Origin of the sequence: Bacteroides timonensis (assembly GCF_000513195.1) — a bacterium.
GTDB lineage: Bacteria > Bacteroidota > Bacteroidia > Bacteroidales > Bacteroidaceae > Bacteroides > Bacteroides timonensis.
In genome coordinates this window covers 16,669-33,934 of the sequence record NZ_CBVI010000086.1, presented here as the reverse complement: position 1 = coordinate 33,934, position 17,266 = coordinate 16,669, and the positions used below count along the sequence as shown (strand labels likewise).

The 17,266-nt window shown below is 49.4% G+C and carries 13 protein-coding genes and 1 pseudogene; 9 read left to right on the top strand and 5 right to left on the bottom strand.

The window, feature by feature from the left end; genetic code table 11:
• Positions 1–4: 4 nt before the first annotated feature.
• A complete protein-coding gene (cobC, locus tag BN161_RS15385) occupies positions 5–550 on the top strand; it encodes an alpha-ribazole phosphatase (protein ID WP_044267794.1) in 546 nt (181 codons plus the stop codon).
• Here cobC and BN161_RS15380 read toward each other — a convergent pair.
• From BN161_RS15380 to BN161_RS15360, 5 genes are all read right to left on the bottom strand, one after another.
• Positions 528–2,504, bottom strand: a complete 1,977-nt coding sequence (locus BN161_RS15380; protein WP_044267896.1) for a sensor histidine kinase — start codon at positions 2,502–2,504, stop codon at positions 528–530. The genes cobC and BN161_RS15380 overlap by 23 nt on opposite strands.
• Positions 2,504–4,375: a sensor histidine kinase gene (locus BN161_RS15375; RefSeq protein WP_044267792.1), complete on the bottom strand. Its 1,872-nt coding sequence runs from the start codon at positions 4,373–4,375 to the stop codon at positions 2,504–2,506. The genes BN161_RS15380 and BN161_RS15375 overlap by 1 nt, the downstream gene beginning before the upstream one ends.
• Before the next feature lie 102 nt (positions 4,376–4,477).
• Positions 4,478–5,437 (bottom strand): adenosylcobinamide-phosphate synthase CbiB, encoded by a 960-nt coding sequence (gene cbiB, locus BN161_RS15370; protein WP_044267789.1) that lies wholly within the window; start codon positions 5,435–5,437, stop codon positions 4,478–4,480.
• A complete protein-coding gene (locus BN161_RS15365; RefSeq protein ID WP_044267784.1) occupies positions 5,419–6,453 on the bottom strand; it encodes a threonine-phosphate decarboxylase in 1,035 nt (344 codons plus the stop codon). The genes cbiB and BN161_RS15365 overlap by 19 nt, the downstream gene beginning before the upstream one ends.
• Positions 6,446–7,999, bottom strand: a complete 1,554-nt coding sequence (locus tag BN161_RS15360) for a cobyric acid synthase (RefSeq protein ID WP_044267895.1) — start codon at positions 7,997–7,999, stop codon at positions 6,446–6,448. The genes BN161_RS15365 and BN161_RS15360 overlap by 8 nt, the downstream gene beginning before the upstream one ends.
• Positions 8,000–8,662: 663 nt before the next feature.
• On the opposite strand from BN161_RS15360, the gene BN161_RS15355 reads away from it, so the two are divergent.
• The 8 genes and pseudogenes from BN161_RS15355 to BN161_RS15320 all read left to right on the top strand — a co-directional run bounded on the left by BN161_RS15355 (position 8,663) and on the right by BN161_RS15320 (position 17,114).
• Positions 8,663–10,156 (top strand): fimbrillin family protein, encoded by a 1,494-nt coding sequence (locus BN161_RS15355; protein WP_044267781.1) that lies wholly within the window; start codon positions 8,663–8,665, stop codon positions 10,154–10,156.
• A 53-nt stretch (positions 10,157–10,209) separates the two neighbouring features.
• The gene (locus tag BN161_RS15350) at positions 10,210–10,989 is read left to right on the top strand and encodes a DNA-binding domain-containing protein (RefSeq protein WP_044267777.1); all 780 of its coding nucleotides are present in this window, start codon (positions 10,210–10,212) and stop codon (positions 10,987–10,989) included.
• Between the two features lie 157 nt (positions 10,990–11,146).
• A complete protein-coding gene (locus BN161_RS15345; RefSeq protein WP_044267774.1) occupies positions 11,147–11,806 on the top strand; it encodes a DUF3575 domain-containing protein in 660 nt (219 codons plus the stop codon).
• A complete protein-coding gene (locus BN161_RS15340) occupies positions 11,803–12,711 on the top strand; it encodes a hypothetical protein (protein ID WP_044267770.1) in 909 nt (302 codons plus the stop codon). Before BN161_RS15345 ends, BN161_RS15340 begins: the two co-directional genes overlap by 4 nt.
• A gap of 33 nt (positions 12,712–12,744) precedes the next feature.
• Positions 12,745–13,314: pseudogene (locus tag BN161_RS31065) on the top strand (fimbrillin family protein); the annotation flags it as partial.
• Positions 13,315–13,327: 13 nt separating this feature from the next.
• Positions 13,328–14,359, top strand: a complete 1,032-nt coding sequence (locus BN161_RS15330) for a fimbrillin family protein (protein WP_074435151.1) — start codon at positions 13,328–13,330, stop codon at positions 14,357–14,359.
• Positions 14,360–14,498: 139 nt separating this feature from the next.
• Positions 14,499–15,416, top strand: a complete 918-nt coding sequence (locus BN161_RS15325; RefSeq protein WP_167332548.1) for a fimbrillin family protein — start codon at positions 14,499–14,501, stop codon at positions 15,414–15,416.
• 297 nt (positions 15,417–15,713) lie between these two features.
• Positions 15,714–17,114: a TolC family protein gene (locus tag BN161_RS15320; RefSeq protein ID WP_044267764.1), complete on the top strand. Its 1,401-nt coding sequence runs from the start codon at positions 15,714–15,716 to the stop codon at positions 17,112–17,114.
• The last annotated feature ends 152 nt before the right edge of the window (positions 17,115–17,266 follow it).

The window sequence follows — 17,266 nt, the reverse complement described above, 5'->3', positions numbered from 1 at the left end:
TTATATGGAAGTTGTTTTTATCAGACATACCTCGGTAGATGTCCCTCCCGGAGTGTGCTACGGACAAACAGATGTTCCTTTGCGAAACAGTTTTGAACAAGAAGCCGCCGTCACATCCGGAAATCTAAAATCTTACCGTCCGAAAGGGAGAGATTTCGATTATGTATATACCAGTCCGCTATCCCGTTGTGTACGTCTTGCTACCTACTGCGGATACCCTGATGCCGAACGTGACGACCGGATTATGGAAATGAACTTCGGGGATTGGGAAATGAAGAATTTTGATGAAATAAGTGATCCAAGGCTGAAAGAATGGTATGCCGACTACATAAACGTACCTGCCACAAACGGTGAATCATTCGCCATACAGTATCAACGTGTCGCCAGTTTTCTGGATGAACTGAGAGAAAAGAATTATGAAAAAGTAGCCATATTTGCACATGGAGGCGCATTGATTTGCGCCCAACTTTATGCAGGAGCTATAAAACAGGAAGAGGCATTCAGTGCTTTGACTCCCTATGGAGGAATCATTCAGTTGAGACTTGATTAGATATCCGAATACTAAACAAGACCAACGGTCCTTCTGAAGCTCCCTCCTGCACCTTATAAGTACCATTGAAAGCATGGATGAAGTGCGCATTGATTTCATTACGGATTAATGCTGTCTTGTTTTCAAAGCGTGCTTTAGCCAGAGGCGTACCCGCCACTTTAAAGAACAACATATTCTTTTCTTTATCGTGTCTGATCTGAATAGTAATATTGTATGTATTCTCATCATTCTCCGATGGTATCAACAGACTGGATAACAAGGAAGAAAACCTGTTTTTATCTATACTTATCACCATACTTTCCATATCCGTCTTCAGACAAATGCCCACTCGTCCATTGCCGGTATGTTCTGCCATGGCAATTTCTTGCTGGCACAAAGCTATCAATTCACATTCTTCATGCACATATTGTGTCTTACCGGATTCAAGACGGGAAAGTTCCAGAATACTATTAACATACGTCAATAGGTTTTCCGCATTCTCCTGAATCATCTTGCCATATTCTACTTTTGCTTCTGCAGTGAGTTCTTTCGATTCCGTCAACAGTTCGGCAAAACCTACCACCACATTCAGCGGAGTACGTATGTCATGACTGATTTCAGACTGCAAACGGTCTTTAGTGGTGTTATCCGCTTCCGCCTGCATGGCTGCATCTACCGTCACTTTTTCAGCCGCAGCGATTTTCCGCGATATATAACGTGTATAAAGATAAAAAATAAGTATCAGTACCAGTAGTGTGATGAGAAACAGGAAGCCGCGCTTATAGTTGGTATCCTTTATTTTCTGCTTCTCCAGAAGAAGGTCGTCAATATGATAGATTTCCTTCATTTGCCGCAACTGATTCGCAGAGAAAGCATTGTCCAGTGAGTCCTGAGTCCGTATGAGGTAGCGCTTAGTCTCAATAGCCCCGTCAATATCACCTTTGTCAATCTGGGTGGACGCCTTATAATTAATAAGCGTAGCAAAAGTGGATACATAATGATTCAATACTACCGGTGTCACTTCATCTATCAGGGCAATACTTTTGTCATACTCCTGTGTACGGGCATAATATTGCAATTGTACAAGCTGGACATTCAACCAGAAAACCGGATCTACATGATCTTCCAATAATGCCTTTGCTTTATTTATATGTTCCAGAGCAATATGATAAGCTCCCTTATTCATATATAAGAGAACATACTTTATCTGGCAGTCGATCTCAAAATTACTCCAATTTTTCCGTGTCTCGGGTTCACGGGTTATGACTTCCTGTAAGGCCTCATCCATTTGTTGAACATAAGATCGCCTCAAGCTATCTCTTCCTATATTACCATACACTTGAGCAATACGCGAAAGAATATCCACACGCAAACTGGTCTTAGTCCGGGGAGTAAAACGTTGATAGGCTTTTAAAAAGACGCTCAGCGCTTCATCCACTCTGCTGGATACTCCGTATGCACACCCTAAACTATTGTATGATGCTATTTCACCATTATTACTATTGTGTTCCAAGGATTCCGCCAATGTTTCTTTTGCCACATATACAGCTTTTTCTATCTGCCTTTTAGAAGCCAGGGCACGACTGATCGCAGCTTTCTGCTCCAGGTAATAATCGTATGTACCTACTTCAGGAGCATATTTTTCCAGTTTACCCACCCAATATGCCAGACTGTCCGCATCATGTAATTTGTCATAGCAAGAAGCCAGATAATAAGCGCCCAGATTCTTATAAACTATATTTTTCTGGATACACGCTTCCTGATATAAAGCGGTTGAGAAAGTTTTGTTATAAGGAGCGTACTGATGTCTGTAAGCCATATCACGCAGGTAAGTAAGTCTAGGAAGCGTACCCGGCATGGACTGCGCTAATTTCAGAATACTGTCCTGATATTGCTGCGCATTGGCATCTTCTGCATACAACGCATAAGGATACATACTCAGCAAACAAAAACATATAATTAGTATGCGCTTCATCATACAGCCCCCTCTGCTTTAGGTTTATACTTTAACGGATGCGTAAAGCAGAAACGTGCACCTTGTGTATAGTTACTGTCTACCCATATCCGCCCTCTCATGTAGTTCACAATCAACTGGCATATGGAAAGCCCCAGGCCACTTCCCTGCGCAAAGTCGTTCAGCTTTTCAAAACGTTCAAAAATCAAGCCTTGTTTCTCAAGTGGAATACCGCAACCGGTATCGGTTACAGAAAAAAATGCAGTATTGCGGTCGGATAACTCTAACCTCAATACAATAGAACCTTCTTTAGTAAACTTGGTAGCATTTACCAACAAGTTAATCAGAACCTGACGAAGACGGGCATCGTCTGTTTCTATCATCAACTCCGGAAGTTCCGTATCGAAACGTAATTCCACCTCAAGTTTACGGGAAGCGTTTACCGTCTCCGAGGCTTCTTTACAGAGTCTCACGGCATCATACGGCCGGATATTAAATGTTATATTATCATTCTCGAAATCGGAAAAATCAAGAATATCATTAATCAGTTTCAAAAGTTGAAAGGAGTTGACTTTAATAATCTCACAGAATTCCTTACGGGAATCCTCATCGAAAGAGTCATCTTCCGAAGCCAGGACGGCAGAAAAACCGACAATGGCATTGAGCGGTGTACGTACTTCATGACTCATATTGGAAAGGAACATGTTCTTTTTCTGTATGGCGCGCTCCGCCTTCTGTATCATTATTTCCTGTGAACGTTTTGACTCTTTCAGGCGGAATATCTTCCTCCAGCTAAGATACAGGAAAAGCAGCAGGAAAAGTGTGCAGACAACAATACCTCCCAAATAAAGTCGATAGGAAAACAAGCGGTCACGTTCATTCTGATAGGTCAAGCGGTCCGCTTGAAAACGGGTAGTCAATTGGTCTATTTCCTCCGGGTAGTTCTTCTCAAAAGCCGACTTGATGTATGAGTAGACCGCACCATATTGCTTATACGCTTCTTCCTTACGTCCCATTTTCACAAGCAAATCCGCTCTGTCTTGCAACATTTCCTTATATAAACTACTATTTATCTCTGCATAGTCCGTATGAAGAAAAGCATCATAGCCGGTCAGGGATTTCCCATACTCACCAATCCGTTCCCAATACATGGCATCGACTATCAGAAGATGCTGCATAATTCCCGGAACCAGTTTGTCTTTTAAGGGTTCTACTTTATCCAGGTGTTGGCGGGCTATCCTCACGGAGCCATTAGACAGTTGGCAATAAGCATTAAAGATATGACGGACAGCTTGTTCCTGAGCGGAAAGTTTATCTGAAGAGAAATAGTTCAGGCGAGTCATGAAATGTGCAGCCTGAACAAAGTTATGGATACGAAGGTTGTATTCTATCAATTCCACCAATAATATACGGACGTGTACTTCTCCTCCATCCATCTGATCGAACATTTCCAATGCCTGTACATGGGCATCACCCGCTTCCTTGTTGCGTCCTGTATAGGAGTAGACTTCACCGATGGCATTCAGTGCAAGAGCAGTCCCTACCGTATGGGAAAGCGCGCTTGCTTTCGAATACATTTGCTCACTCCAAGCAATAGCCATACGGATTTCACCCCGGAAAAGATATGATTTTACGATTATGCGCTCTAATTCAAAATAGGTTTCGTATTGTTTGGTGGATTCCAGATAATTAAGGATACTGTCCAGATCAATGGCCGCACTTTCTTCTTTTGTCAGGTAGTCGAAGCCCATACTGTCATGAAAAGCATTTATCACTTCATTTTGTATGGTGATAGACCCGGAAAACGTCAGACTATCTTCCCCTGCTGATAACGGGAAAATGCATCCAAAGCATATTATATGGATAATGAGATATCTCAGTAAGTTTCTCATGAAGTTTGTTTGTTTCGTGCTGTGTGGTGTTTGTGTTGCCATTCACCGCATGCGCCGGCAAATATATTCAATATTTCCCAAAAAGCCAAAAATAGTGAATGACTAAATGAAAAAAGAGGGCAAAGTAGCAGTTATTATCAGAATTACTATCATTATTCCTTCGGCACGGCGGTTGATACGAACAGCTACTTTCATATCTTCCGTAGTTAAAGGACGATCATTGCTACCGATATAAGGCTTCCAGACTTCTTCACCGAAATAATTGTGCGGACCTCCGAAACGGCAATCCAGAATACCGGCAAGAGCAGCCTCGGGATAACCGGAATTAGGGCTGGCATGTTGACCGCCATATATACCTACGAATCTCAACAGAGTCCAAAACCGACCCCTTGGAAGAAAAGCAAGTGTCATGAGAAAAGCTGTCAAACGGGCAGGAATGTAATTGGCGACATCATCCAGGCGGGCGGCAAAACAGCCGAAAGCACGGTAACGCTCATTACGATAGCCAATCATGGAATCCAGAGTATTCACCATCTTATAGGCGAGCATACCGGGGATACCTAATAACATATACCAAAATAAGGGAGCGATCACTCCATCGCTCAGATTCTCTGCAAGAGTTTCAAGTGCTGCCGTACGTACTTCCTGTGCAGAAAGTCCGGAAGTATCACGACCGACTATACGAGCTACTCGCTTCCTGCCTTCTTCCAACGAACGATCTACAGCTTCGAATACCATACGAACTTCACGGATGAGTGTGGTACCCGCCAGACAGAAGAAGATGGCAAGTATCTGTAGAGCCAGAAGTAGTCCCGGAGAAAATGACGCTATCCAGTGAAATAGATAGTATGCCGCAAAATAAACGGCAAGAACAAGAACAATAGCTACGAAAGCACCTTTTAGTCCTCGTTTTGAACCTTTATTCAACAGATGTTCGCAAAATGAAATCATCTTTCCGAATACAACTACAGGATGAGGTAGCCAAGCAGGATCTCCTAGCCAGCGGTCAAGCAACCAGGCAGCAAGCAAGGGCAGGTGTATTATCAATAAGTCGCAAGCCATTGTTCTATAGTTTGTACGAGCCGATCATTTTCCTCAGGTGTCTGGGTGGCGATACGAAAGAAATGTTCATCCAGACCTTCAAAATTGGAAGCATCACGAATTAGTATGCCGTGTTCATTGGCAAGGTAATTCTTGAGAGCGGAAGCCTTGCCGATGCGAAGACGAACCAACATAAAGTGAGTTTCCGTCTCCCATACCTCAAGACCGCCCAAGTTCTCCAAAGCATGACGTAAACGAGCCGCCTCCTGCAAATAAACGGAAATATTCAAGGGATTAGGAACGTCGTAAGCCAGCAGATAGATTCCGGCCTCAATAGCCAACTGATTGACAGACCAGGGCATACGATGAGTACGCAAACGACCGAGCAAACCTTCATCAGCAGTTATATATCCCAGTCGTAAACCCGGAACGGCATAGCGTTTCGTCATGGAATGAAGCAGCAGGACATTCGGAAAGTAGACTGCTTCATCCGGCGAAAACAAAGGTTGTACAGTAAAGAACTCGTAAGACTGGTCGATGACAAAACAAACCTGCGGATTACGGGTAATCAATTCTTTCAGATAAGCTTTCTCTATGACCGTACCGGTAGGATTGTTAGGATTACAAAGCCATAGCATACGGATATCAGGCGGTAAAAGATAATTGGCCTCTGCCATCGGAAGCTTATAGAGTGACGTCACCCGATGACCATGCATGCGGCAAGCGTCAGCATACTCGCTGAATGTAGGTTGAAGAATGGCGGTATTAGTACCACGAAAAGTTTGTGCTATAAGATAAATAGCTTCTGTAGCACCATTCGTCACACAAACAGAGGTAGCAGTAAGGTGATACTTCTCTGCCAGACGACCTTCCAGAGTATAAGGTTCCGGTTCCGGATAAGAAGAAATACCGCTGATACAGCTACACAAATGAGCCTGAAGTCCGGATAAATCTACACGATTATACACATTGGAACTAAAGTTGGCCGTTATAGGCCGCTCGAATTTATAGGAATCATCTCCGTGTCCTTCAATCATGAGTTGTCAGTATTTTATAAATAAGCGGCAGATTGACATGACTGCGTACATGGTCGGCCAGCTTATTGTATTGTTCTTCTTTGAATTGATGATAATCGAAAGATTTTCCCGCATCGGCAATCTTGTCGGCGAAAGGTTCCAGAAGGAAGTCGATGAATGAGGGATTGTCAAGAATACCATGAATATAGGTTCCCATACAGGTACGATCCAGAAAATAGCCGTCCGTACCACCATCTTCCAGAAGGTTCAGAGGAGAAAACGATGCACCATGAACAGGAATGGTGGTACCCATGTGAATTTCGTAACCCTTTGACAATTGACAATTGACAGTTGACAATTGACAATTGGCTGCGCTGGGGGTACTATTAATTGTCAATTGTGAATTGTCAATTGTCAATTGAAACCGGACTTGCCGGGTAATCTTCTCTCCCGTCATATGTGTACTGACAGGCAGAAGCCCTAAACCGGGTAAACGTTCTATTTCTCCTTCCACATGATCAGGATCACACACTTCCTGTCCCATAATCTGATAGCCGCCACAAATGCCCATAACGGTGGCGCCTTCACGATGGGCACGTATCACGGCTTGTGCCACACCATTACGGCGCAATTCGTGCAAATCGGCAAGGGTGCTCTTGCTGCCGGGTAACAGGATGATATCGGCTTTCGCCAATTCATCTACGTTATTCGTATAAAAAAGATGCACGCGGGGATCGCGTTCCAGCACATTAAAGTCGGTAAAGTTACTGAGATGGCGCAGCAATACAACCGCTATGTTTACTTTACCCTGCTCTGTCTGCACGGATTTCGTGGCAAGGGCCAGCGAATCTTCTTCTTCGATATAAATATCTTTATAATAAGGAACAACACCCAGCACGGGGATACCACAAAGTTCTTCAAGCATCTTTACTCCGGATTCGAACAGACGAATATCACCACGAAACTTATTAATAAGGATACCTTTGATGCGTTCCCTTTCGTGAGGGCGCAGCAACATTAACGAACCATAGACACTGGCAAAGACTCCTCCCCGGTCAATGTCTCCTACAAGGATCACATCCGCTCCGGCATGCAGGGCCATGGGCAGGTTTACCAGATCCGTATCCCGGAGGTTTATTTCGGAAATGCTTCCGGCGCCTTCCATCACAATGGGGTTGTAACGGGTGGCAAGACGGTCGAAAGCAGAACAAACCTCGTGACGCAGCTCTTCACGACCTTCAACACGGAAATACTCATAGGCGCTACGGTTACCGATGGGACGTCCGTTAAGTACCACTTGTGAGGTATGATCGGAAGAAGGTTTCAGCAGCAACGGATTCATATCTGTATGGCAGGGGACTCCTGCCGCTTCGGCCTGAACAGCCTGGGCACGACCTATTTCCAGCCCTTCAGGTGTAGCATAGGAATTAAGTGCCATATTCTGTGCCTTAAATGGTGCCGGATGATAGCCATCCTGGCGGAAAATGCGGCAGAAAGCCGCGGCAATAATGCTTTTACCTACATCACTACCGGTACCGGCAAACATAATAGGATGAAGTTTCTCCATAAGAAAAAATGTTTTAGAGAGGGCAAAGATAATGCAAATCGAAGGCAGAACTTTCATGCTTGCATGAAAAAGTTATGCTGAGATGCAGCTTATACTATACACACGCTTCATTCAGGACCCGTCAGATAGGCGGCAAGCCAAAGTATAGGCAGGACACAATCAGAAGTTGAATTCGCTTCAAAACCGGAAAAGTAATGAGCTAAATGATAATTTAGCGGTGAGAATGAATAGGCAGAACTATCTCAATTCTCCTCCTCCTCGGAGGAGGAGTACCCGTAGGGGGAGGTGGTAGGTAAAACAATAAATACCTATTAATAAGAATATTAAGGAATTCTTTCCCACCTACCACCCCGCCCTCTGGGCACCCCTCCTCCGAGGAGGAGGGGAATTGAGATACTCCGACATCTCACCGCTAAATTCCCATTTAGCTCATAACCCGCCAGTTATAAGTAAGAATAAGGGGGAGACTTGACTTTTAATCGTTCGTTTTTTTGGCAGGGCAAAGGTATTAATAATTTGTACAAAACAATAGTTTTCTCTCAGTTTTATTATACTGTAAACCAAAAAATTCTCTCCGTAAGCTGTAATATTTTGTAAAATGGCGGATTAGGTGTCCAAAAAACGAACGATTAAAAAACATCACGATATAACACCATTCATCTTATGAAAAAAGTAGCCTACATTATCCTCCTGGCACTACTGACGGCCTGCACCAATCTGGAAGAACCCCACACAAAAGAGCAACCTCTGCCCGAAGGTAAATACCCAGTAATATTAGGTTTGAGCGTTGCAAACAACTCAGTCACCACCCGCATCAGCGATGCTGCCGGCGGCGAAAGCCAATGGGACGGCGGAGAAGAAGTGGCTGTACGCATAAACAACGGAGACGTGAAGAAATATGTGGTGAAGAAGGACGGAAGCACCTGCACGCTGGAACCTGCCACGGGTGTAACACCTGACTACTGGCAGAGCAGCACAAAAACAAAGACCATAGAGGCATGGTATCCCTACAACGGAGGCTCACTGCCCACAAGCGTTCAGAGCGACCAAAGCGACACCGGTTACTTCAACTCAGACATCCTGTATGGCATAGCAAGCATCTCATTCACCGATGCCACAAAAGACCTCACAATGCTCCACCAAGTGGCAAAGGTAGTAGTAAACATCAAGGAGAACGATAGGCTGACCGATGCCAACCGCATCACAAACGTCTCTATAGGCTATGGCAATAATCTTTATTTGAGCGGGAGCTTCACACCGCCCACAAGCACGACAGCCATCGGCACATGGTCTACAACAGGCGGGGCAACAGGCATCATTACCTCCCGGCAGATTACCACCACCAACGGATATCTGAAAAGTTACGCCGCCATGCTCATTCCCCAAGCAATAGCTAGCGGCATCAACTTCATAGCCGTCACCTTGGCCGAAGGAGACACTTATTACTACAACAACCCCACCACCAATGCCACACTGACAGCGGGAAACATACATACCTTTGACATCGGGTTGAAAAATGTACCTATTGTTGCGTCAAACACAGATCAAACCATTGACGGACAAAGCGGCACATATACCATAGTAGGCACAGGTACGCAAACCACCGGAACGATTACTATCAAGGCACCTGCCACGGTGACATTGAAAAACGTAGATATAAAAGGTAATTATGAAGGGCTTAAAGTTACCGGCGATGGTACGGTTACTATCAAGCTGGAAGGAGAAAACAAACTACAGGGTTCAGCCTGGACAGGTTATAGCGGATTGTGCATAGAGGGTGCAAACACCCATGTAATTATTGAAGGGAGTGGTAGTCTGTATGCAAAAGGTAGTTGTGGAGCCGCCATAGGTGCAAACAATGGTGCTTTCTCTAAAACAGATAGAGTATGTGGCAATATTACCATACAAAATACAACCATAGTTGCAGAAACCAATGCTAATGGTTATGGTTGTGGTGCCGCTATCGGTTCCGGTTCCGGTTATTTTGCAGCTTCCTCTTGCGGTAATATAACAATACGACTGCAAGAAAACCAAACCAAGCAGCAATTTCTGGATAAACTAAAAACAGAAGGTGCCGATAAGGTAGGAAAAGGCGACAGTAATGGCACCTGCGGCACCATCACTTGGCAAAACTACGACGGATCGCCAGCCAACTGACCCCGTCTCTTTATATCAATCAATATTATTAATCCTTCAAAAACAAATCAATTATGGCAAAAAACTTATTGAAAGCGTGGAAGGTGGACAACACCGTGACGACCGACGACAAGACCGACAAAATCTTCCAACTGGAAACCATGCGCAGCGTAGACCTCGACCTGCTGCTGGACCGCATGGTGGCAAAGAACCCCGGTGTGCTGCGCGACACGATGCAACTGAGCGTAAACCTCTTCAACCAGGTAGTGGCGGAAGCCGTGCTGAACGGTGAAAGCGTAAACACAGGCCTCTTCCGCGCCGTGGCGCAACTGCGAGGGCTGGCCGGGCAGGCATGGGACTGGAAGAAGAACTCCATCTACATCTCCATGACCCAAGGCAAGACACTGCGCGAAGCCATACAGGACACCACCGTAGAGGTGCTGGGCGAACGCCCCATGAAGTTCTACATAGGCAGCTCAAGTGATGCCGCCACGCGCGCCACGGACTTCTCCGCCACTGCCGGACGCCAATTCACCGTATATGGAAAAAACATTCTGCCGGCAGGCCCCGACGCCTCCGTAGGCATCACCCTGACTAACGTCAGCACCAAGACAGTCACCAAGCTGACGGACGACATGATAGGTCTGGCAGAACCCTCACGCGTCATCCTGCTGATACCCGCAGGCCTGGCCGACGGAGAATATACGCTCACCATCACCACGCAATACAAGGGCAGCAGCAACGACTTCCTCAAGACGCCGCGCAGCACTTCGCAAAGCATCTACATAGGCGGAGCACCCGAAGGCGGCGGCAGCGAAGGCGGCAGTGGCTTGGACGAAAATCCGCTGGGATAAACCCACACACTCTTTTTTTTAGAATAATTAATAAACAGTATTTTCCATTAACGTTCATTCACCGTTGGACGAACGACTTGTCCAGGGTGGACAAACACTTTGTCCAACGGTGGGTGGAATGTTAGTCCATAGTTAGAAAACCATATCCAAACGAAGTATGAAGAAAAAGAAAACACTCCTTCCGGGCATTCTCTCGTGCATCCTCCTGAGCCTCCTCCCCATCCTCCCCATCCTCCCCCTGCACGCCCAGGAAGAAGACCGCCCCACCGCCACTCCCCGCTGGGCATTGAGCGGCAACCTGCTGTCGTGGGCCACGCTCGCCCCGAACATCGGCGCGGAAGTCTACATCGGCCGGAAATGGTCCGTGGCAGCCGACGCCTCCTTCGGAATGTGGGGCTTCGGCCACACCACGCACACCGCACAGACGTGGAGCGCGGGAGGCGAAGCGCGCTACTGGCTGCAGACCGCACGACACGGCTTCCACCGCACCCACATCGGCGTGAGCCTGCGCGGAGGCAAGTTCGACGACACCTTTTTCAGCAACGGAAGCCGCGGCAACGCCCTGCTGGCAGGCCTGACCGTGGGATACCGCTTCCGCCTGCCCGGCAACCACTGGCGGGTAGACGCCGGACTGGGTGCGGGATACATCCGGCTGGACTACGACAAATACCTCTACAACCGACGCTTCGGCGCCTACGAACTGAAAGGCAACCGCACACGCAGCCTGCTGGGGCTGACCGACCTGCACGTGAGCCTCGTCTACTGTTTCACGGCCTCCGCCGGAGTTCCCTTTGCTAAAAAACGAATAGAAAGATGATAAAAAAGACGATACAGAATCTCCGCCTCCCGGTTGCCCTCCCACTACTGCTTGCGGCAATCGTCGGCAGCCTGCTGACGGGCGGATGCGATGAAAAAGAGCTCTACACCCACGAGGAACTCTACACCGGCAGCCTGCTGCTGAGCCTCGGCTGGCAAGAACAACAGCCCCCCACCGCCGACAAGCTCGATATCAGCCTGCGCAGCCTCACGGCAGGCGTTGCCGCCGACACCACCTTCCGTCTTCCGCCCGACGGCAGCGAAGCCCGCCTCCCCCTGCCCGAAGCCCGTTACGAAGTCATCGCCCTGCACGAAGCCGCCAACATCCGCTTCGACGGCGAATGCTTCTGCCTCGAAAACCCCGAAAACGAACCCGGCGCCTTCAGCGCGGGCATAGGCACAGCGGAAGTCTCAGCCCAACAACCGCACTCGTACATGCTGCCACTCTTCCCCTTCACCCGGTCGCTCACCCTCCGCTTCCGGCTCGACGCCGACACCGACGGACGACTGGCCGGAATGGAAGCCGCCCTGCAAGGCATCGCCACCTCGCGCCGCCTGGCCGACCGCTCCACCACGAGGGACGCCGCCACCACAGCCCGGCCGGAAATGAAGACAGAAGAAACTGCCGCCCGCAGCAGCACCGCCTACGCCGGCACCCTGCGCCTGCTGGGCGTGCACACTGGCCAAAGGCAACTGCTGACCCTCACCCTGCGCTACACCAACGGCGAAAGCGAGACGCTGACCCAAGACCTCACCCCGCAACTGGCCGGCTTCAACCACAACGGCACGGAAGGCAGCCTGACCCTGACAGCCCGGATAAGCATTGCCGGAGCCGCCCAACCCCAAGCCACCATCGTAGGATGGGAACAAGGGACGGACAGCGAACTGGATGCGGGAAATGAATGACGAATCAGAAAAAACATACAATCCCATACACTTATGAAGAAACATTGGATATATCTTACCGCCCTCTGCCTGCCAATCGGCCTGTTGGCAGGATGCAGCGAAGACCGGACCACCGACCCGGGCGCGGCCGATGAACCCGTAGCCGTGAGCCTGACCGCCAACATAGGCAGCATCACCCTGACCCGCCAGACGGACGGACGCTGGGAACAGGGCGACGCCATCGGGCTGTGCATGAACGCGACGTCCGGCGGCGAAACCGCCAACGGAGTGTTCAACTATCGCTACACCACCGCCACGACAGGCACCACAGGCACGCTGCTGCCCGACGGACAGGCCAACACCGCCTACTTCCCGGCCGACGGCAGCACGGTGGACTTCCTGGCCTACCACCCTTACGAGGCCGATGCCCTGACGGCAAACTTCACCCTGCCCGTAAGCGTAGCCGCCCAGCCCGCCACCGACCTGCTGACGGCACGCACCGACGGGCACAACCGCAACCTCCCCAACGTGGCCCTCGCCTTCCGCCACCGCCTCACCCGCCTGCTGTTCAGCATCAGCGGCAGCGGAATCATCACCAGCGAGCAACTGGCAGGCGCCACCCTACAGATAGGGGGGCATGAACACCACCGCCACCTGCCACCTGACGGACGGCAGCATCACCAACTCCGCCAACCCGCAGGACATCCGCGTGCCGCTGAACACGGCAGGCACCTCGGGCGAAGCCATCGTCCTGCCCCGTCCGCAGCCCGCCGAAGGCGTCAGCTTCACCGTGACGCTGGCCAACGGCAACCGCTACGTGGCCCGGATGAGCGGCACGCAAGCACTGGAAGCAGGCACGCAAAACACCTTCCGCCTGACACTGCGCGATGAAGAAGCCGTGGTAGAGGCCACCATAGAGCCCTGGCAGGACGGAACGGACGAGGAACTCGAAGCAAGCGGCAAGGAAGTAACCGTATCCGCCGCCGAAGGCAACAGCGGATTCGAGGCAGGCGACACATTCAACCTGTGGCACGGTAGTCCGGCAGAAGGCGCGGGATACCTCTTCACGCTGGGCGCGGACAACGTCTGGAAAAGCAATCCGCCACTTTATTGGAACGCATTGCCCGACGACGACACCCACACCTTCTATGCCCTGCACACGCCCGACGACGCCCCCGCAGGCAACCAGATGCCCGACATCCTGGCCGCCACCGCCACCGCGGAGCCTTACCGGCCGGTGTCCCTCCCCTTCCAGCACCTCGCCGCCCGGCTGAACGTGACGCTGAAAGCCGGTACAGGCATGGCGCAGGATGAAGTGGAAACAGCCACCGTCACCCTGCCGCAGGCACTCACCGACTACCGGCTGGAAGGCATCACCCTGAAAACCGGCGACAACCGCAACGACATCACCCTGACGGGTAGCGGCGACACGCGCCGGGCACTGCTGCCGCCGCAAACCATCGAAACGGGTCAGCGGCTGCTCGTCATCGACATCGCCGGACAGGCGTATCACCTGACAGCCACCGCCGGCACCGGCACCTTCGAAGGCGGAAAAGACTACACGCTCACCGTCACCGTGAACCGGAGCCAGGTGAACTTCAGCATCAGCGCCAGCCCCTGGACCGTGGGAGGCGAAAGCGAAGGGGATGCCGGAATGGAGATAAATTAACACAGAGAATACCTTATATATATTGTTAAACTAAATAGTAAAAAAACAGATGAAAAAGAACAGATTCTTTATCGCTCTGGCGATGACAACCGCAACCCTCGCCCTTGGCGCGTGCGGCAACGAAAACGAACCGGAAGTAGTGGACCTCACGAAACCCATTGAACTGAGCGTGAATCCGGCGGCAGTAATGACGCGTTCGCTGATCAGCAGCGGAAACACCACCTTTGAGAACAACGACGCTATCGGCGTTTATCTGGGAGCACCGGCCACAGACGATAACGCCACCGCACTGACAAGCGGACGCTTCCAGAACGTGAAGCGCAGCTATGGCAGCGGCTGGAGTGGAACCCCTATCTACTGGCAGAGCAGCACCCAGAAGCATACCATTTACGCCTACTATCCCTTCACCGGAACGGACGGGACGGCCGTAGCCGATGATAAGATAGCCGTAAGCATCGCGAAAGACCAAGCCGCCAATAGCGGAAAGGGCTACAAGGATGCGGACTACATGTGGAAACAATCCGCAATGGTTCCGACAAACAGCGCGGTCACTATTACCCTCGATCACAAGATGAGCCTGATAAAGGTGACTATGCAGGCAGGCGAAGGCTTCACCAATCTCGCGGAAGTAGCCGCACTGACGCCCGCCATCCACGGCACCATCTACAAGGGAGGAAGCTGGAGCCTGACTGACGGCGCGATTACGACTACCACCGACGGCTCTGACAATAGCTTCACCAGCATTAAGCCGTATATAGAAAACAACGCTTCGGCTACATCCGATGCCTCGCTGACGTACTATGCCATCGTTATGCCGAACACGACGTTCAGCAATGGCGCAAAGTTCATTTCGCTCACAGCAAGCGATAATACCAGCTACGTCTACAACTTGGCACTGAATGGCGGCGGCAACCTGGTTACGGCTGCCGGCACATTCTACGACTTTAAGCTGACCGCCAACAAGACGGGCATATCATTAAGCAGCTTCAATATCGGCGCATGGACTTCCTCCGGAACGACTACAGAGGGTAATGCCGAAGTGGAATGGGGGAACTAAGTAACTGACACCCTTCCGCTCATTCGAAAAAACGAACCGAAGAACCCGCACTCTCCCCTATTGAGGAGGTGCGGGTTTTTCGGTTCGTCATTTATATTCAAACTCGTCCGGAAATGAGTTTTTCACCACAGAGTAACACAGAGTGTCACGGAGTTCTATTCTTTTGATTTTAAATTGATTAAACTCTGTGATACTCTGTGCTACTCTGTGGTGAATTAATTCATAACCCGCCAAAAATTGAACAATAGAAAGAAAATAGTGTTTGAGATAAACTAACCTAAACCAACAACTTGACGTATGAAACATATTTTATTGATCGTCCTGTTGGGAGCGAGCCTATCTGTGACGGCACAAACGAAACTCTCCCTCAGCTACGACGATGCCCTACAAATGCTGCAAAAAGGCAATCAAAGCCTGAAGATTGCGGACAAAGGTATTGAAACAGCCCGCACAGAGCGGGATAAACTGAATGCTTTGTGGTATCCGAGCCTACAGGGAGCCGGTACGTATGTCCACATGTCCGAAAAGATAGAAGTGAAACAACCCCTATCCCAATTCACAGATCCGGCAAAGGATTTTGTACACGGCATCCTGCCGGACGATAAATTCATCAGCGGAATACTGGATCAGATAGGTAGCTACACTCTTGCTTTTCCTCTTGCTCCCCGCAATCTGACTACTGTAGGCTTAACTGCCGAATGGGTGGTCTTTTCCGGCGGAAAGCGTATACGGGCAGGCAAAATCGGAAATCGGTTGATTGACCTTGCCCGGGAAAACCGCGCACAGACAGATGCCACACAACGAACCCTATTGGCAGAAAGCTATTACGGTCTCAGCCTCGCCAGGGAAGTTGCGACAGTCCGCCAAGACACTTATAATGGTTTGAAACAGCATTATGAAAATGCCCTCAAACTGGAAGCAGCCGGAATGATCGACAAGGCCGGACGCCTCTTTGCACAAGTGAATATGGACGAAGCCTGGCGGGCACTGGAAGCCGCGCAGAAAGAAGTTACAGTCGTGGAAAGCGCTTTACGTACCTTGCTCAATCTGGAGGATACCTGCAAGATTGAGCCTACGTCTCCTCTCTTTATCAATTCCACACTTCCGGCAAAAGAGGAGTTTCAGCAAACGATGCGTTCGGGCAACTATATCCTGAACCAGTTGTCACTACAACAAAGCATTGCCAAACAACAATTACGGATAGACCAGAGCGGCTATTTGCCTGACATCGCCCTGTTCGGCAAACAGACGCTTTACGCCCATGGGATACAGAGCAACCTCGTGCCACGCACGATTGTCGGAGTAGGTTTCACCTGGAATCTTTTCGACGGACTGGCAAGGGAGAAACGTATCCGCCAGTCGAAAATTACCGAGCAAACTCTTGCTTTGGGAAAAGATAAGGCACAAGACGACCTTTCAGTAGGCATAGACAAACTATACACAGGATTACAAAAGGCACAGGATAATGTACAGGCACTCAACTCAACCATTGCCCTGAGTGAAGAACTTGTACGAATTCGTAAGAAATCCTTTGCTGAAGGCATGGCAACCAGTACCGAAGTAATAGATGCTGAAACCATGCTTGCAACCGTTAAAGTAGCCCGCTTGGCGGCTTATTATGAATATGATGTAACACTAATGAACCTGTTGGCACTTTGTGGTACACCGGAACAATTCAGAAACTATGCTGTTAAATGATAATTTAGGGGTGAGAATGAATAGGCAGAACTATCTCAATTCTCCTCCTCCTCGGAGGAGGAGTACCCGTAGGGGGAGGTGGTAGGTAAAATAATAAATACCTATTAATAAGAATATTAAGGAATTCTTTCCCACCTACCCCCCCGCCCTCT